Consider the following 17081-nt stretch of genomic DNA (forward strand, 5'->3'; position numbering starts at 1 on the left):
TGACAAGAGTGGCCGGGGTACGGTCACACTCCGCTGGTGGGGCCGTCGCGCTGCGACGCCCAGGAGCTTTGGTAAACGACCGGGAGAGAAGAGCGAAGGTGTCCCCGAGCAGCGAGACCGCGCACGGCAAGCGACTCGTCATCGTCGAGTCGCCGGCCAAGGCCAAGACGATCAAGGGCTACCTCGGGCCCGGCTACATCGTCGAGGCCAGTGTCGGTCACATCCGCGACCTGCCCGGCACGGCCGCCGAGGTCCCGGACGAGTACACCGGCGAGGTGCGCCGCCTCGGCGTCGACGTGGACCACGACTTCGCACCGATCTACGTGGTGAACCCGGACAAGAAGTCCCAGGTCAGCAAGTTGAAGTCGCTGCTGAAGGAGTCCGACGAGCTCTTCCTCGCCACCGATGAGGACCGCGAGGGCGAGGCCATCGCGTGGCACCTGCAGGAAGTGCTGAAGCCCAAGGTGCCGGTGCACCGGATGGTCTTCCACGAGATCACCAAGGACGCCATCCAGGAGGCCGTGCGCAACCCGCGGCACCTGAACAAGCGCCTGGTCGACGCCCAGGAGACCCGCCGCATCCTGGACCGCCTCTACGGCTACGAGGTCTCCCCCGTGCTGTGGAAGAAGGTCATGCCGAAGCTCTCGGCGGGCCGGGTCCAGTCGGTGGCCACCCGCCTGGTGGTCGAGCGCGAGCGCGAGCGGATCGCCTTCACCTCGGCCTCGTACTGGGACTTGGTCGGCACCTTCGGCACCGGCCGCAGTGCCGCCGACGCGGCCAACCCGGAGTCCTTCGGGGCCCGGCTGGTCTCGGTCGACGGCAAGCGGGTCGCCACCGGCCGCGACTTCGGCCCGGACGGGCGGCTGAAGAGCGCCGCGACCACCCTGCACCTCGACGAGCAGGCCGCCCGCGCGCTGGCCGCCGGGCTGCAGCAGACCGCGTTCAGCGTCCGCAGCGTCGAGTCCAAGCCGTACCGCCGCTCCCCGTACGCGCCGTTCCGCACCACCACGCTGCAGCAGGAGGCCAGCCGCAAGCTGGGCTTCGGCGCGAAGCGGACCATGCAGGTGGCGCAGAAGCTGTACGAGAACGGCTTCATCACCTACATGCGCACCGACTCGACCACGCTGTCGGAGACCGCGGTCACCGCGGCCCGCGCGCAGGTCACCCAGTTGTACGGGGCCGACTACCTGCCGTCCGCGCCGCGCACCTACGCCTCGAAGGTGAAGAACGCGCAGGAGGCGCACGAGGCGATCCGCCCGTCCGGGGACCGCTTCCGGACGCCCGCCGAGACCGGGCTGGGCGGCGACGACTTCCGGCTGTACGAGCTGATCTGGATGCGCACCGTCGCCTCCCAGATGAAGGACGCGGTCGGCCAGTCGGTGACCGTGAAGGTCGGCGGCCGGTCCGCGGACGGGCGGGACGCCGAGTTCTCCGCCTCCGGCAAGATCATCACCTTCCACGGCTTCCTGAAGGCCTACGTCGAGGGCGCCGACGACCCGAACGCCGAGCTGGACGACCGCGAGCGCCGGCTGCCGCAGGTCGCCGAGGGCGACCCGCTGGCCGCCGAGAAGCTCACCCCCGAGGGCCACGCCACCAAGCCGCCGGCCCGGTACACCGAGGCCTCGCTGGTCAAGGAGCTGGAGGACCGGGAGATCGGCCGCCCGTCCACCTACGCCTCGATCATCGACACGATCATCAACCGCAAGTACGTGTTCAAGAAGGGCACCGCCCTGGTGCCGTCCTTCCTGTCCTTCGCGGTGGTCAACCTGCTGGAGAAGCACTTCGGCCGGCTGGTCGACTACGACTTCACCGCGAGGATGGAGGACGACCTCGACCGGATCGCGGCCGGCCAGGCCGAGTCCGTGCCGTGGCTCAAGCGCTTCTACTTCGGCGAGGGCGAGTCGAACGGGGCGGCGGTCGGCGGGGCCGCGGACGCCGGGAACGGCGACGGCGACCACCTCGGCGGCCTGAAGGAGCTCGTCACCGACCTCGGTGCGATCGACGCCCGCGAGATCAGCTCCTTCCCGGTCGGCGACGGCATCGTGCTCCGGGTCGGCCGCTACGGCCCGTACGTGGAGCGGCCCTCCGCCGTCGAGGGCGAGCCCGGCCAGCGGGCCGACGTCCCCGAGGAGATGCCGCCGGACGAGCTGACCGTCGAACTCGCCGAGGAGCTGTTCAACAAGCCCAGCGGCGAGCGAGAGCTCGGCACCGACCCGGTCAGCGGCAACCCGCTGGTCGCCAAGGGCGGCCGGTTCGGCCCGTACGTCACCGAGGTGCTGCCCGAGGGCACCCCGAAGACCGGCAAGAACGCCGTCAAGCCGCGCACCGCCTCGCTGTTCAAGTCCATGGACCTGGACACCGTCACGCTGGAGGACGCGCTCAAGCTGCTCTCGCTGCCGCGCGTCGTCGGCGCCGACGCCGAGGGCAACGAGATCACCGCGCAGAACGGCCGCTACGGCCCGTACCTGAAGCGCGGCACCGACTCGCGCTCGCTCACCAGCGAGGACCAGCTGCTGTCCATCACCCTGGACGAGGCGCTGGCGATCTACGCCCAGCCGAAGGCCCGGGGCCGGGCCGCCGCCGCGCCGCCGCTGAAGGAGCTGGGCAACGACCCGGTCAGCGAGAAGCCGGTGGTGGTCAAGGACGGCCGGTTCGGCCCGTACGTCACCGACGGGGAGACCAACGCGACGCTCCGCAAGGACGACGAGGTCGAGACCATCACCCCCGAGCGGGCGTTCGAGCTGCTCGCCGAGAAGCGCGCCCGCGGGCCGGTGAAGAAGACGGCCAAGAAGGCCCCGGCGAAGAAGGCCGCGGCCACCAAGACGGCCGCCGCGAAGAAGACCACCACGGCCAAGAAGGCCACCGCGAAGAAGACGGTGGCGAAGAAGGCCGCGACGGTGAAGAAGACCGCCGCCAAGGCCACCGCAGCCAAGGAGGCCGGTGCCGCCGACGGCGGTTCCGAGGAGAGCTGACGGACACTCCGTAACGGGCCTGTTCGAATCCGGGCAGGCCCGTTAAGACCGGGGCCCCGCACTCGCTACGCTGACCGTATGACGAGCGAGGAGCTGCCCCCCACCGCGCGCACCGCCGCCCCCGGCCTCCCGGAGGTCGCCCCCGCCGGGACACCCGGCGAACGGGCCCGTGCGCTGCTGAGGCTGCGGCCCTACCGGAAACTGTGGACCACCCAGCTGCTCGGCGGTGCCGCCGACCGGCTGACCGTCCTGGTGCTGGTGCCGCTCACCGTGGCGGCCGCCGCCCTCGGCGGCCAGCTCGGGCACGGCTACCGGGCGCTCCCGCTGGCCGTCGCCGCGGTGTTCGCGGCCCGGCTGCTGGCCACCGGCCTGTTCGGCGCCGTGCTGCTCGGCCCCGTGCACGCCCTGGTCGGCGGCAAGCTCGACCGGCGCTGGAGCCTGCTCGGCGCCGACCTGGTCCGCGCCCTGCTGATCGGACTCGCCCCCTGGTGGACCGTCTGGACGCCCGGCTCGGCGATCTGGCTGCTGCTCGGCACCGCCTTCCTGGCCGGCGCCGCCGAACGGATCTGGACGATCGGCAAGGCCGCGGCCGTTCCCGGCCTGCTGGCCGTCCCCGAACAGCCCGGACCGCCGTCCGCCGCCGCGCTGGACGCCGTCCGCACCCTCGACCTGCGCACCGGCTGGGCCGCGCTGCCGCTGGCCGCCGGCGGGCTGATCGTCCTCACCCTGCTCAACAACGTGCTCGCCGCGGTCGGCCTGGGCCGGCTGCGGGCGCACCAGCTCGCCGTCGCCGCGCTCGGCGCCGCCGTGCTGTTCGTCGTCAACGCCGCGCTGCTGTACCTCCAGGAGCTGCCGGCCGGGGCCACCGCCGCGCCGCGCTCCCCGCTGCAGGGCCTGCGCGCGCCGACCGACGCCCTCCCGTCGCCCACCACCACCCCTGCCGGAGACGCTTCGCGTCGCCCCTCCTTCGGCCCGTCGCTGAAGAAGGGCCGCACTGGCTCCGCCCCGTACTTCACCTTCTCGATCGCCGCCGCGTACGCCGCGATGGCCGGCGTCGCCGCGCTCGGCCTGCTCACCGCGGGCGAGCACCTGGCCGGGCCGATCGGCTACGGCCTGCTGGTGCTGGCCGCGGCCGGCGCCCCCGCGGTCGGTATCCGGCTCAGCCGGGCGACCCTGCCCGGACTGTCCCGCCGCCGGCTGCTCGCGCTCGGCCTGGTCACCGCCGGGGTGGCGCTGATCCTGGCCGGGCTGGTCCTCGACTTCGTGCTGGTGCTGCTGTTCACCGTGCTGGCCGGACTGGCCGCCGGCGTGGTCATCGCCACCGGGCGCGGGCTGCTCGCCCAGGAGATCGAGGAGATCCGGCTCGGCAAGGTCACCGAGCACCTGTACGCCGTGCTGCGGGCCGTGGTCGGCGCCGCGCTGGTCGGCATGCCGCTGCTGGCCGCCGCGTACGGGCAGGTCACCCTCGGCGAGGTCGGCCGCGGCCACTTCACCTTCATCCACGACGGTGCGGCGCTCGCCGTCTCCACCGCCGGGCTGCTCACCCTGGCGCTGGCCGCCGTCGTGCTGCTCAAGACCGACGACCAGCGCGGCGTCGTCCCGTTCGGCCGCGAGCTGGCCCAGGCCGTCCGCGGGCAGGCCGAGGTCGCCCCGCACCGGGCCGCCGGGAAGGGCTACTTCATCGCCCTGGAGGGCGGCGACGGGGCCGGCAAGTCCACCCAGGCGCAGGCGCTGGCCGAGTGGATCCGGGCCAAGGGCCACGAGGTCGTCCTCACCCGCGAGCCCGGCGGCTCCCCGATCGGGCAGCGGCTGCGCGCCCTCGTCCTGGACGTCGGCAACACCGGCCTGTCGCACCGCGCCGAGGCGCTGATCTACGCCGCCGACCGGGCCGAGCACGTCGAGAACGTCATCCGCCCGGCGCTGGAGCGCGGCGCGGTCGTCCTCACCGACCGGTACATGGACTCCTCCATCGCCTACCAGGGCGCCGGCCGCGACCTGGCCGCCACCGAGGTCGCCCGGATCTCCCGCTGGGCCACCGGCGGGCTGGTGCCCGACCTGACCGTCGTCCTGGACGTCGACCCGACCGCCGCCCGGGACCGCTTCACCGAGGCGCTAGACCGGCTGGAGTCCGAGCCCACCGAGTTCCACCAGCGGGTCCGCTCCGGCTTCCTGGCGCTCGCCGCCGCCGACCCGGCCCGCTACCTGGTCGTCGACGGCACCCAGCCCGCCGCCAACGTCACCACCGCGATCCGGCACCGGCTCGACCGCGAACTGCCGCTCTCCGACCAGGAGAAGGCCGCCAAGGCCGAGCAGGAGCGCAAGGCCCGCGAGGAGGCCGCCCGGCGGGCCGCCGAGGCAGAGGCCGCCCGCAAGGCCGCCGAGGAGGCCGAGCGCAAGCGCCTCGAACTGCTGGAGCAGCTGCGCGCCGAGCAGGCCGAGAAGGACCGGCTCGCGGCCGAGGAAGCCGCCCGGGTCGAGGCCGAGGCCGCCCGCAAGGCCGCCGAAGCCGCCCGGATCGCCGCCGAGGCGGAGGCCGCCCGGCGCGCCGAGGAGGACGCCGCGCGGCGGGCCGAGGAGGCGGCGCGGGCCGAGGCGGCGGCGGAGGCCGCGCGCAAGGCCGCCGCGGAGGAGGCCGCCCGGGCCGAGTTCGCCCGGCAGCGCGAGCTGCAGCGGGAGGAGCAGCGGCGGCGCGCCGAGGAGGCGCTGCAGCGGGCGGAGGCCGCGCGGCGGGCCGCCGAGGCGGAAGCGGCCGCGGCGCTGGCAGCGGAGGCTCCGGCTGCTCCGGCTCCGGCTCCGGCTCCGACTCCGGTTCCGGCTGCGGATGAGACTGCGGTGCTGCCGAAGGTGGACGAGACGGCGGTGCTGCCGAAGGTCGACGCCGACTCGGAGAGCACCCGGGAGCTGCCCAAGCCCGGGGCGGGGAAGTCGGGTTCGGGGGCGAAGGACGCTGGTTCTGGTTCTGGCCCGGGGAAGCCGGCGGTGGACGAGACCGCGGTGCTGCCGAAGGTCGGGGACGCCGAGGAGACGGCGGTGCTGCCGGTGGCGGACCCCGCCCGGCGGGTGCCCGAGGGGCTGTTCCGGGACGAGCCCGACTCGGCGCAGACCCGGGAGCTGCGGCCCCGGCCGGAGTGGGCGGAGGAGACCCCGCTCGACGACCTGCCCAGCCTGACGGACAGTCTGCTCGGCTCCCGCGAGGAGTGGGCGCGCTGGGAGGCGGCGGAGCCCGAGGCCGGGCCGGAGGAGGAGCAGCAGCAGTCCAAGAAGGGCGGCTGGCGGCGCCGCAAGGACTAGCCGTCCGGGCGGTACGCCGTTCCGGCCCTTGCGGCGGTGCCGCGGTCGGGGCGGCGTGTGCGGGGCCGGTCCTGCTCGTGGTGGGCGTCGGCGGCCTGCGCCGGGGGTGTCCTGGGCCGGGGTTAGGCTCGGCGGGGCGGGATCGGCGAGGAGGAGCGCGGCGTGAGTGTGTGGGACGACCTGGTCGGGCAGGACCGGGTGGTCGAGCAGTTGCAGGCGGCCGCTCGGGCGGCCCGGGCGAGCGTGCTGGCGGGCCGCGGCGGGGCCGCGGCGGGCAACGCCTCGTTGATGACGCACGCCTGGCTGTTCACCGGCCCGCCGGGCGCCGGGCAGGTGACGGCGGCGCGGGCGTTCGCGGCGGCGCTGCAGTGCACCAGCCCGGACCTGGAGCTGGGCGGGGTGCCGGGCTGCGGGTTCTGCGACGGGTGCCACACGGTGCTGTCGGGCAGCCACGCGGACGTGAAGCAGGTCCGGACGGACGGTCTGTCGATCGGCGTCGGCGACATGCGCGACCTGGTGCTGCGGGCGGCGAGCTACCCGACCGGCGGCCGCTGGTCGGTGATCCTGGTGGACGCCGCGCACCGGCTGACCGAGGCGGCCGCGAACGCGCTGCTGAAGGGCGTCGAGGAGCCCTCGCCGCGGACGGTGTGGCTGCTGTGCGCGCCGTCCGTGCAGGACGTGCTGCCGACGATCCGCTCGCGCTGCCGGCTGCTGGTGCTGCGGACGCCCGCCGCGGAGGCGGTCGCCGACATGCTGGTGCGGCGGGACGGCGTGGAGCCGGCGGCGGCCCGGATCGCGGCGCTGGCCGGGCAGGGCGACATCGACCGGGCGCGGCGGCTCGCGGTGGACGAGCAGGCCCGTTCACGGCGGGCCGAGGTGCTGCGGATCCCGCTGGAGGTGTCCGACCTGGGCGGCTGCCTGGCGGCCGCGCAGCGGCTGGTGGACACCGCGAAGGCGGACGCCGAGGCGCTGGCCGAGACCCAGGACGCCCGGGAGACCGAGGACCTGCGGGCCGCGTACGGCGCGGCGGAGGGCAGCCGGGCGCCGCGCGGCATGGCCGGGGCGGTGAAGGAGCTGGAGAAGCGGCAGAAGAGCCGGGCCACCCGGACCCGACGCGAGACGCTGAACGTGGCGCTGGGCGACCTGCTGGGCTTCTACCGGGACGTGCTGGCCCTGCAGTTCGGCGCGGGCGGCGAACTGGCGAACGAGGACCAGCGGCCGGCCCTGCAGCGGGTCGCGGGGGCGGGCGCGGCGGAGAACACGCTGCGCCGGATCGAGGCGGTGCTGGCCTGCCGCCGCGCGCTGGACCGGAACGTGGACCCGCTGCTGGCGGTGGAGGCGATGACGGTGGCGCTGCGGGCGGGCTGAGCGGCCGTTCTCCGGGACCGTCCGGGGCGCCGTTCGGGGCGTATCCGGGGCGCAGCCCGGAGTGCCGTTCGGGGCGCCGTCCGGGACCGTCCGGGGCGCCGCCGGGGTGGCCGTCCGGCCGTCGCTCGTTCGAGTGAACGTGCGGAGACGCCCGTACCGCCCCAGGGCCAGGGGGCACGTGGTCTTGCACCCTGTGCACTGACCACGCGCTCGCGTCCGGCGGCCGGTCCTTCCCCGAGGTGGTGCGTCCCATGCCCCGTTCGCTCCTCGTCCTGTTGTTGCTGGTGGCCGCGGTGGCGGGCAGCTGGTTGGCCCGTTCGGCGATGGTGCGCTGGCGGGACCTGCGGGCCGCGCAGACGTACGAGCTGGCGGCGGAGGCGCGTCCGGCGCTGGTGCGGGCGGGGGCGGCGGCGCTGTGCCTGATGTGCGTGAGTGCGCTCGGGGTGGCGGTGCTGCTGGGGGCGCGGGGCGGGGCACGGCAGGCGGTGGCGGCGGTGGAGGAGGGGCGGTCCGCGGGCAGTGCGGACGGGGCGGCGGCCTCGGCACCGGTTTCGACGTCGCCCTCGCCCTCGCCCTCGCCTTCGCCGGTGGCGTTCGCGGCGGTGGGGCGGGCGGCGGGCGGGGAGTTGATGCAGGGGGCGGTGCCCGGGCCGGACGGGCGGGCGCGGACGGTGCGGGTGTGGCTGCCCGCCGAGTACGGCAGGAACGCGACGGACCGGTTCCCGGTGATCGTGCTGCACTCCGGGACGCCAGGGCGGACCGCCGACGCCGACCTGCCGGACGTGTTCGACGGGGTGGCGTCGGCGGTGCAGCAGGGCAAGGCCCGGCCGTTCGTGGTGGTCGCCCCCGAGGCGCCCGGCGGCACCGGCCACCCCTGCGACCTGGTGGCCGCCGCCCCGCAGGCGGTCGCCGACGACGCGGCGCTGCGTTCGGCCGTCGGCGCCGCCTTCCGCACCCTGCCGGCCGGCCCCGCGGGCTGGAGCGTGCTCGGTGTGGACGGCGGCGCGCCCTGCGCGGCGGCGGCCGGGCTGGCCCGTCCCGACCTGTACGGGGCGGCCGCGGCGGTCTCCGGCCGGTACGACGCGAAGGCGCTGACCGGAGCGGCGACGGAGGCCTCCGGGGCGGTGGGGGCGCGGCTGCTGCTGGCCGCGGCGAAGCGGGACACCGACGGGGTGGCGTCCGGGCGGGCGGTGCAGGCGGCGCTGCGGGACGCCAAGTCGCGGGCCGAGGTGCGGACTTCCGAGGTGGTGCAGGACTACACGCCGGAGCGGGAGCGGCTGCGGCTGGTGCGGGTCGCGGTGCAGTACCTGGCGGAGCAGCTCGCCAAGTAGCGGGCGACTGAGACGGGGCGGGGCGTCCGGAGCGGGGGCGCCCGGAGTGGGGGAGTGCGGGGGGTTGCGCTGTTCGGTGCGGGGGGATCGCGGTGCCCGGTGCGGGGGTTGCGCCGTTCGGTGCGGGGCCGTGGTGCGATCGGCGGTGTGATGATCGGCCGGGCGGGGTGGTGGTCGGGGCGAGTCGCCGGGGGTGGCGGTGCTGCCCGCTAGGCTCGGCCTCCGGTGCCGGCCCGGCTGCCGGGCCGTTCCCCAGGGGAGAGGACCCACCGTCATGAGAGTCGCCCGGACCCGCCGGCCGGCCGTCGCCGCCGCCGTGCTGGCCGCCGCAGTGTCGCTGCTGGCGGGCTGCACCTCCGGGCATCCGACCCCGTCCGGCGCCGCGGGCAGTTCGACGGACAGTGTGGCGTCCGGGGCTCCCGCGTCCGGCGCCCAGACCGCCGGGGCGACCCCGCTGGAGCCGCTGCCGGCCGAGGTGTCGGTGGCCCTGGCCCCGTACTACGCACAGCAGTTGAGCTGGAAGTCGTGCGACTCCGGGTTCGAGTGCACCACCTTCAAGGTGCCGCTGGACTACGCGCACCCCGGCGACGGGCACGACGTGCAGCTGTCCGCGGTCCGCAAGCCGGCCGGCGGCACCGGGCACCGGATCGGTTCGCTGCTGCTCAACCCGGGCGGGCCGGGCGGCTCCGCGATCGACTACACCGAGCGGATCGCGGGACGCTACGACGCGGGCGTGCGCTCCAGCTTCGACCTGGTGGGCTTCGACCCGCGCGGCGTCGGCCGGTCCGCGCCGATCACCTGCCTGACCGGCCCGCGGATGGACGCGTACACCGCCACCGACCTCACCCCCGACGACCCGGGCGAGACCGACGCGCTGGTGGCCGCCGACAAGGAGTTCGCGGCCGGCTGCCGGGCCCAGGCGGGCGACCTGCTGGGCCACGTCTCCACCGTGGAGGCGGCCCGCGACATGGACGTGCTGCGCGGGCTGGTCGGCGACCGGAAGCTCAACTACGTCGGCAAGTCGTACGGCACCTTCCTGGGCGCGACGTACGCGGGCCTGTTCCCGGGCAAGGTCGGCAAGGTCGTCCTGGACGGCGCGATGGACCCCTCGCTGGACGCCGCCACCGGCAACCTCACCCAGGCCGGCGGCTTCGAGACCGCCTGGACGGCGTTCGCCGAGGACTGCGCCAAGCGCGACGACTGCCCCGTCGGCCGCAGCGCCGAGGAGGCCGGGAAGAAGCTCGACGCGCTGTTCGCCCAGCTCGACGCCAACCCGCTGCCGACCGAGCAGAACCGCCCGCTGACCGAGGCCCAGGCGCTCACCGGCGTCGCCGAGGCGATGTACGCCGAATCGCTCTGGCCCTACCTGCGCGAGGGCCTGACCACCGCACTGGCCGGCGACGGCAGCGCGCTGCTCAAGCTCGCCGACAGCTACTACGGGCGCGGCAGCGACGGCAGCTACGAGAACCTGATGTACGCCAACATGGCCGTCAACTGCCTCGACCTGCCCGCCCCGTTCGCCGACCCGGCCGCGGTCACCGCCGCGCTCCCCGCCTTCGAGAAGGCCGCCCCGCACTTCGGCCGCGACATGGCCTGGATGGCGCTCGGCTGCGGCTACTGGCCCGACAAGGCCACCGGCGCCCCGCACACCGTCCGGGCCGCCGGGTCCGACCCGATCGTGGTCGTCGGCACCACCCGGGACCCGGCCACCCCGTACGCCTGGGCGAAGTCGCTGGCCGGGCAGCTGGAGGCCGGGCGGCTGCTCACCTACGAGGGCGACGGGCACACCGCGTACCAGCGGCAGAACACCTGCATCGACGACGCGATCAACGGCTACCTGCTGGGCGGGGAGGCACCCGCCAACGGGAAGGTCTGCAAGGACTGAGGCGGGGTGTGTCGGGGCGGGGGCTTTTGGCCGGGGCTCCTGGGAAGGGCCCCGGTCCGGGGCTCCGGGGAGGGGCTCCGGGGCGGGGCTCCGGGGCGGCTCTGTCAGGAGTGTCCACGTACGAAGGGGCTGGCAGCTACCATGGCGCAGCCCCTTCGGCGCTCCCGCCCCCGTCCGCTCCGCCCGCCCCCCATGGAGACTGCAGTGCTCGGAGTCCACGACCTGGCCACCTACGTCCTCGGTGCCCTGGCCATCGTCCTGCTGCCCGGACCCAACTCCCTCTACGTGCTCTCCGTCGCCGCCCGCAAGGGCATCCGCACCGGCTACCGGGCGGCCTGCGGCGTCTTCCTCGGCGACCTCGTCCTGATCAGCCTCACCGCCCTCGGCGCGGCCTCCCTGCTCCGGGCCAACCCCGCGGTCTTCGCGGTGGTCAGGTTCGGCGGCGCCGCCTACCTGCTCTGGATCGGCTACGGCATGCTGCGGGCCGCCCGCCAGATGTGGCGCGAGCGGGCCCTCGCCGCGGGCCCCGCCGAGGACGCGGTCGTCGAGGACGGCGAGCGGCCGTTCCGCCGGGCGCTGATGATCAGCCTGTTCAACCCCAAGGCGATCCTCTTCCTGCTCTCCTTCTTCACCCAGTTCGTCGACCCCTCCTACCGGACCCCCGCCCTCTCCTTCGCCCTCCTCGGCGGGATCCTCCAGGCGTTCTCCTTCCTCTACCTCTCCCTGCTGATCTTCACCGGCACCACGCTCGCCAACGCCTTCCGCCGCCGCAAGCGCCTCTCCGCCGGCCTCACCTCCACCGTCGCCGTCCTCTTCGCCGGCTTCGCCGCCAAGCTCGCCGTCGCCTCCGCCTGACCCCCGCCCACCGGCGGCCGCGTACGGATCACCCCCGGAAACTGTGTAGACTGGCGCGCGTTGCCGATGCGACCCTTGCCCCCACGGGGCCGGGTCACCGGCAACGGTGCCGCCTTAGCTCAGTTGGCCAGAGCAACGCACTCGTAATGCGTAGGTCATGGGTTCGAATCCCATAGGCGGCTCAGTGGAGGCCCAGGTCATGTAGCCCGTGACCTGGGCCTCTTGGCGTTTCCGGGGGTGGGGCGGGGCGGGTCAGGGGTGGGTGGTGTCGAAGGTGGTGCGGGCCTGTTCGACGGCGGGGAGGTGGTGTTCGGACCAGTCGGTGAGGGCGGCGAAGAGGGGGGTGAGGGTGCGGCCGAGTTCGCTGATCTCGTAGTCGACGCGGGGTGGGACTTCGGCGTGGTAAGTACGGATGACCAGGCCGTCGCGTTCGAGTTGGCGGAGGCGCTGGGTGAGGACCTTGGCGCTGACGGTGCCGAGGTTGCGGCTCAGTTCGACGAAGCGCTGGCGGCCGAGGTGGGTGAGGGTCCAGAGGATGGGGGTGGTCCAGCGGCTGAAGACGAGGTCGAGCACCGGGGTGATCGGGCAGACCTGGGCGCCGGCGGGGCTGCCGGGCGGGAGGTTGGTCATGGGGTGGGGCTGGGTGGCCACCGGGGGTCCTCTCGTCGGTCGTGGTCCGGGTGCCCACTGTAGGGGCGGGGCGGGGGGTCGGTTTCCTCTAGGTGACCTTTAGCCCCCCGGTGTTAGCGTCGTGGACGTGGCCGAAAAGGCCGTGTGGGCAAGGGACTTGGGCCCTGCTGAACCGAGGAGCTCGATCATGATCGTTGTTACTGGAGCCACCGGGAACGTCGGCCGTCCGCTGGTCTCGCTGCTCGTCGCGGCGGGCGAGCAGGTCACCGCGGTCTCCCGGCAGGTGCCGGACGGGGGCTTCCCGGAGGGGGTCGCGCACCTGGCCGCGGACCTGGCCGACTTCTCGAGCCTGCTGCCCGCGCTGGAGGGGGCGGACGCGCTGTTCCTGCTGCTGGCCGGGGACCTGAACGGTCCCGGGGCGCCGGCCGCGGAGCTGCTGGAGCAGGTGAAGGCGGCGGGTGTCGAGCGGGTGGTGATGCTGTCCTCGCAGATCAACGGGACCCGGCCGGAGGCGGCCTCGCACTTCCGGCTGCGCGAGTTCGAGGCGGCGCTGCGCAACAGCGGGCTGGCGTACACCGTGCTGCAGGCCGGCGGGTTCGCGTCCAACACGTACGCCTGGGCGGAGGGCGTCCGCGGGCAGCGCACCGTGCACGCCCCGTTCGCGGACGTGGCGCTGCCGGTGGTGGACCCGGCGGACCTGGCGGCGGTGGCGGCCGTCGCGCTGCGGGAGGACGGGCACCGGGAGCAGGTGTACGTGCTGACCGGCCCCGAGGCGATCACGCCCCGGCAGCAGGCGGCGGTGCTGGGCGAGGTGGTCGGTGCGGAGGTCGCGTTCGTCGAGCTGACCCGGGAGCAGGCCCGCGCGCACCTGGCGCGCTTCGTGCCCGCGGAGGTGCTCGACGGCACCCTCGACATCCTCGGTTCGCCGCTGCCCGCGGAGCAGCGGGTCAGCCCGGACGTGGAGCGGGTGCTCGGGCGTCCGGCGCGCAGCTACGCGGACTGGGCGCGGGCCGCCGCCCCCGCGTTCCGGTGAACCGGTAGCGGGGCGGACCGGCCCGGGGAGCGGTGGGCGGCGGCCCGCCGCTTCCCGGGCCTCCGGTTCAGTGCCGGGCGGCCAGGTAGTCGTCCCAGGTGCGGGTGCCGTCGGCGTGGCCGGGTGAGGTGAGGGCGCCCTCGCGCAGCAGGCGGCCGGCGCGGCCGGGCAGGTGGACGGGCAGGACGGGGCGGCGGCTGCCGCGGGCGCGGAGCCAGGCGGCGGCGAGGTCGGTGGCCGGACGGGTCTCGGGTCCGGCCAGGTCGGGGGCGTGGCCGACCGGGTCGCCGAGGGCGAGCGCGACCAGGCGGGCGGCGACCTCGGCGGGGTCGACGGGCTGCACGGGGGTGCGGGAGGGCATCGGCAGGACGGGCAGCCGGCCGAGCGGGCGGAGCATGCCGTCCAGCAGTTGCGGGAACTGGGTGGCGCGCAGGTTGGTCCAGCCGAGGCCGGACGCGGCGAGCAGTTCCTCGCCCTGCCGCTTGATCCGGTAGTAGGCCAGCGGGATCCGGTCGACGCCGACGATCGAGATGTTGACGACGTGCCGGACGCCGGCCCGGCGGGCGGCCTCCAGCAGGTGGCGGAAGGCGGGCAGGTCGTTCTTCGGGTGCCGCGGGTCGCTGGCGCAGTGGATCACCGCGTCGGCGCCGGTGAACGCCGGGTCGAGCCCGGTGCCGGCGGTGAGGTCGCCGGTGCACCAGTGGGTGTCGGCGTCGGCGGGCGGGGCGGTGCGCCGGGTGAGGGCGCGGACCGGGCGGCCGGTGGCGCGGGCGTGCCGCAGTACCTCGCGGCCGAGGACGCCGGTGGCGCCGGTCACCAGCAGGGGGAGGTCGGGGCGGTCGGTCATGGTCCGGTTCCTTCCGGGCGGGGGTGGCGGGTGCTCTCCCCGGAAGGAACCGGACGGTCAGCCGTTCTGTGACAGCGCGCGGTGCCGGTCCGCGTAGTGGGCGAGTTTGTCCGGGTTGCGCAGGATCCGGACGGCGGTGACGCCGTCGGGGCCGGCCTCGACCTGGCCGAGCGAGGTGAGCGCGTCGCCCTCCCAGCCGAGCAGGACGGGGGTGCCGTTGGCCTCGGCGACCTCGAACCGGACGCCGGTGGTGAACCGTTCGAACAGGCCGGCCAGGAAGCGGGCGGTGTTGGTGCGGCCGTGCACCGGCCGGAGTGCGGCGCGGACCTTGCCGCCGCCGTCCGCCCAGACCACGACCTGTTCGGTGAGGAGCTGTTCGAGCTGGTCGAGGGCGCCGTCCGAGGCGGCCCGCAGGAAGCGGCCGAGCAGGGCGGCGTTCTGCTCGGCGTCGACGCCGCCGGGCGGCGGGGCGCCGTCGGAGAGGTGCTTGCGGCCGCGGTGGTAGAGCTGGCGGGCGGCGGCCTCGGTGCAGTCCAGGACGCCGGCGATCTCCCGGTGGCTGTAGGCGAAGGCGTCGCGCAGGACGACGGCGGCGCGTTCGGGCGGGGAGAGGCGCTCCATAATGGTGAGGACGGCGAAGGAGACGGCCTCGCGCTGCTCGGCCCGTTCCATCGGGCCGAGCGCCCCGGTGGCCACCGGCTCCGGCAGCCAGGTGCCCGGGTACTCCTCGCGGCGGGCCCGGGCCGAGGTGAGCCGGTTCAGGCAGAGGTTGGCGACCACCTTGTTGAGCCACGGCCCGGGCGCCGCGACCTGCCCGGGGGCGGCGCCGTGCCAGCGCAGGTAGGCGTCCTGCACGGTGTCCTCGGCCTCGGCGGCCGAGCCGAGCATCCGGTAGGCCAGCGCGAACAGCCGCGCCCGGTGGCTCTCGAACTCCCGCGCCGCGTCGTCCCGTTCCCCGTTCATGGCTCCCACGCTAGGGCACGGCGGGGGAGGGGGAGAGTGCGGCCGGGTGGTGTGGTGTCGGGGGAGGGCTGGGGGTGGCGGGGTGTCGGGGGAAGGCGGGGCGCGGCTGGGTGGTGGGGGCGTCGGGAGGGCGGGAGTGCTGGGGGAGGGGGTGAGTGCGGCTGGGTGGTGGGGGCGTCGGGAGGACGGGAGTGCTGGGGAGGGGGTGGTCGCGGCCGGGTGGCGGGGGCGCTGGGCCCCCGCCGGGGCGGGTCAGGCCTGGGTGGCGGCGTAGCGGGCGCTGACGTCCTGCCAATTGACGACGTCCCAGAGGCGGGTGACGTAGTCGGGGCGGACGTTCCTGTACTGCAGGTAGTAGGCGTGCTCCCAGGCGTCGAAGGCGAGCAGCGGGACGGTGCCCTGGCCGACGTTGCCGTGGTGGTCGTAGACCTGCTCGACGATCAGGCGCTTGCCGAGCGGCTCCCAGGAGAGGATGCCCCAGCCGGAGCCCTGGACGCCGACGGTGGCGGCGGTGAGCTGCTGCTTGAAGGCGTCGAAGCCGCCGAGGTGCTCGGTGATGGCGTCGGCGAGGGCGCCCTCGGGGCGGTCGCCGCCGTCGGGGGAGAGGTTCTCCCAGAACAGCGAGTGCAGCACGTGGCCGGAGAGGTGGAAGGCCAGGGTCTTCTGCAGGCCGACCAGCGAGCCGAACTGCTCCTTGTCGCGGGCCTCGGCGAGCTGGTCGAGCGTCGAGTTGGCGCCGTTGACGTACGCCAGGTGGTGCTTGGAGTGGTGCAGTTCGAGGATCTCGGCGGACATCGCGCGCTCGAGGGCGGAGTAGTCGTACGGGAGGTCAGGCAGCGTGTAGGCACCCATGGCTGAGCAGCCCTTCTCGGTCGGACGGAGGGTCAGTTGCGAGTGCCACCTTATTGCAACTCTCTTGCAAGAGCATTGATGGGGCATTAAGGCGCTGTGGCGGGAACGCCGCAGGCCCGCCCCGGGGAGGGGGGCGGGCCTGCGGAAGGAGGGGGGAGGGGTTCAGGACGGCCGGGCGTACGCCTCCTCGCGCAGCCGGTCCTCGGAGGCGCCGCGCCGCCAGTAGCCGGAGAAGGCCACCGCGCGCCGGTCGACGCCGCGTTCGCGCACCAGGTGGCGGCGCAGCTCCTTGACGGTGCCGGACTCGCCGGCGATCCAGGCGTACGGGGCGCCGTCGGGCAGTTCGGCCGAGCGCAGGGCCGGCAGCAGGCCGGAGGGCGTGCCGGGTGCGCGCACCAGCCAGGTGAGGTCGACGCCCGCGGGGGCGGGCAGGTCCTGGATGTCGGCGGCGTCCGGCACCTCGATCCAGACCAGCGCGCGGGTGCCGGCCGGCAGCCAGTCCAGGATGCCGCCGGCCGCGGGCAGCGCGGTCTCGTCGGCCAGCAGCAGCACGAAACCGGTGCCCGCGGGCGGCCGGAAGGCCACCGAGCGGTTGTCGGCGACGGCCGGGCCGAGCAGCACCACCCGGGCGCCGGGCCGGGCCGCGGCGGCCCAGGCGGCGGCCGGACCGGCGGGCGCGGGGCCGTCGGGGCCGTCGGGGCCGGAAGGCGCGTGGCCGTCCGCTCCGACGCCGTGCAGCGCGAAGTCGACGTCCAGCTCCGGCGGTTCGGCCCGCTGCGCGCGGACGGTGTACGAGCGCATCACGGCCCGCCGGTCCGCCGGGATCGCCCGCCAGGCGGCGAACCAGCCCTCGCCCTCCGCGTACGGGAGGTCCGGCTCGTCCTGGCCGGGCTGCGGCAGGAAGAGCGAGAAGGACTGGTCGCGCCCGCCGCCGGCGAAGGAGCGCAGCGCTCCGCCGCCGAAGGTGACCCGCAGCATGGTCGGGCCGAGCCGGCGGGTGCGCACCACGTGCGCGGGGAAGAAGTCGTACTCCTGGGCCTGTCCGGTCATCTGG

The 17081-nt window shown here is 75.2% G+C and carries 12 protein-coding genes and 1 tRNA gene; 8 read left to right on the forward strand and 5 right to left on the reverse strand.

Going from position 1 to position 17081, the window contains the following annotated elements:
* The first annotated feature begins 98 nt into the window (after nucleotides 1-98).
* The 7 genes from topA (at nucleotide 99) to EDD39_RS08715 (ending at nucleotide 11884) form a co-directional block, all read left to right on the forward strand.
* Nucleotides 99-2972, forward strand: a complete 2874-nt coding sequence (gene topA, locus EDD39_RS08685; protein WP_123554535.1) for a type I DNA topoisomerase — start codon at nucleotides 99-101, stop codon at nucleotides 2970-2972.
* Between the two features lie 78 nt (nucleotides 2973-3050).
* Nucleotides 3051-6263: a dTMP kinase gene (gene tmk, locus EDD39_RS08690; RefSeq protein WP_123554537.1), complete on the forward strand. Its 3213-nt coding sequence runs from the start codon at nucleotides 3051-3053 to the stop codon at nucleotides 6261-6263.
* A gap of 162 nt (nucleotides 6264-6425) precedes the next feature.
* Complete coding sequence (locus EDD39_RS08695) at nucleotides 6426-7631, forward strand: DNA polymerase III subunit delta' (RefSeq protein WP_123554540.1); 1206 nt, start codon at nucleotides 6426-6428, stop codon at nucleotides 7629-7631.
* Nucleotides 7632-7882: 251 nt separating this feature from the next.
* Nucleotides 7883-8962 carry an alpha/beta hydrolase gene (locus EDD39_RS08700; protein ID WP_123554541.1) on the forward strand — a complete coding sequence of 360 codons (1080 nt, stop codon included), beginning with the start codon at nucleotides 7883-7885 and terminating at the stop codon, nucleotides 8960-8962.
* A gap of 274 nt (nucleotides 8963-9236) precedes the next feature.
* Nucleotides 9237-10847 carry an alpha/beta hydrolase gene (locus EDD39_RS08705; RefSeq protein WP_123554543.1) on the forward strand — a complete coding sequence of 537 codons (1611 nt, stop codon included), beginning with the start codon at nucleotides 9237-9239 and terminating at the stop codon, nucleotides 10845-10847.
* Nucleotides 10848-11051: 204 nt separating this feature from the next.
* Nucleotides 11052-11702, forward strand: a complete 651-nt coding sequence (gene leuE, locus EDD39_RS08710; protein WP_123554545.1) for a leucine efflux protein LeuE — start codon at nucleotides 11052-11054, stop codon at nucleotides 11700-11702.
* 108 nt (nucleotides 11703-11810) lie between these two features.
* Nucleotides 11811-11884: transfer RNA gene (locus EDD39_RS08715), tRNA-Thr, on the forward strand.
* 70 nt (nucleotides 11885-11954) lie between these two features.
* On the opposite strand, the gene EDD39_RS08720 is transcribed toward EDD39_RS08715, so the two are convergent.
* Nucleotides 11955-12332: a winged helix-turn-helix transcriptional regulator gene (locus tag EDD39_RS08720; RefSeq protein ID WP_123560265.1), complete on the reverse strand. Its 378-nt coding sequence runs from the start codon at nucleotides 12330-12332 to the stop codon at nucleotides 11955-11957.
* A gap of 187 nt (nucleotides 12333-12519) precedes the next feature.
* Between EDD39_RS08720 and EDD39_RS08725 the strand changes: the two genes are divergently transcribed.
* Entirely contained in the window at nucleotides 12520-13365 is an 846-nt protein-coding gene (locus tag EDD39_RS08725; protein ID WP_123554547.1) for an NAD(P)H-binding protein, read from the forward strand.
* Nucleotides 13366-13432: 67 nt separating this feature from the next.
* On the opposite strand, the gene EDD39_RS08730 is transcribed toward EDD39_RS08725, so the two are convergent.
* From EDD39_RS08730 to EDD39_RS08745, 4 genes are all read right to left on the reverse strand, one after another.
* Entirely contained in the window at nucleotides 13433-14212 is a 780-nt protein-coding gene (locus EDD39_RS08730) for an SDR family oxidoreductase (RefSeq protein WP_123554549.1), read from the reverse strand.
* Between the two features lie 57 nt (nucleotides 14213-14269).
* Nucleotides 14270-15175, reverse strand: a complete 906-nt coding sequence (gene sigJ / locus EDD39_RS08735; RefSeq protein WP_123554551.1) for an RNA polymerase sigma factor SigJ — start codon at nucleotides 15173-15175, stop codon at nucleotides 14270-14272.
* Nucleotides 15176-15427: 252 nt separating this feature from the next.
* The gene (locus tag EDD39_RS08740) at nucleotides 15428-16027 is read right to left on the reverse strand and encodes a superoxide dismutase (RefSeq protein ID WP_030462860.1); all 600 of its coding nucleotides are present in this window, start codon (nucleotides 16025-16027) and stop codon (nucleotides 15428-15430) included.
* Nucleotides 16028-16189: 162 nt separating this feature from the next.
* Entirely contained in the window at nucleotides 16190-17077 is an 888-nt protein-coding gene (locus EDD39_RS08745; RefSeq protein ID WP_123554553.1) for a siderophore-interacting protein, read from the reverse strand.
* Nucleotides 17078-17081: the final 4 nt, after the last annotated feature.

Origin of the sequence: Kitasatospora cineracea, assembly GCF_003751605.1 — a bacterium.
GTDB classification, from domain to species: Bacteria; Actinomycetota; Actinomycetes; order Streptomycetales; family Streptomycetaceae; genus Kitasatospora; species Kitasatospora cineracea.

Excerpts from the sequence above, each read along its gene's own strand:
- tmk (WP_123554537.1), top strand. The coding sequence starts at position 3,051 with ATGACGAGCGAGGAGCTGCCCCCCACCGCGCGCACCGCCGCCCCCGGC.
- EDD39_RS08700 (WP_123554541.1), top strand. The coding sequence starts at position 7,883 with ATGCCCCGTTCGCTCCTCGTCCTGTTGTTGCTGGTGGCCGCGGTGGCG.
- EDD39_RS08705 (WP_123554543.1), top strand. The coding sequence starts at position 9,237 with ATGAGAGTCGCCCGGACCCGCCGGCCGGCCGTCGCCGCCGCCGTGCTG.
- EDD39_RS08720 (WP_123560265.1), bottom strand. The coding sequence starts at position 12,332 with ATGACCAACCTCCCGCCCGGCAGCCCCGCCGGCGCCCAGGTCTGCCCG.
- EDD39_RS08725 (WP_123554547.1), top strand. The coding sequence starts at position 12,520 with ATGATCGTTGTTACTGGAGCCACCGGGAACGTCGGCCGTCCGCTGGTC.
- EDD39_RS08730 (WP_123554549.1), bottom strand. The coding sequence starts at position 14,212 with ATGACCGACCGCCCCGACCTCCCCCTGCTGGTGACCGGCGCCACCGGC.
- sigJ (WP_123554551.1), bottom strand. The coding sequence starts at position 15,175 with ATGAACGGGGAACGGGACGACGCGGCGCGGGAGTTCGAGAGCCACCGG.
- EDD39_RS08740 (WP_030462860.1), bottom strand. The coding sequence starts at position 16,027 with ATGGGTGCCTACACGCTGCCTGACCTCCCGTACGACTACTCCGCCCTC.
- EDD39_RS08745 (WP_123554553.1), bottom strand. The coding sequence starts at position 17,077 with ATGACCGGACAGGCCCAGGAGTACGACTTCTTCCCCGCGCACGTGGTG.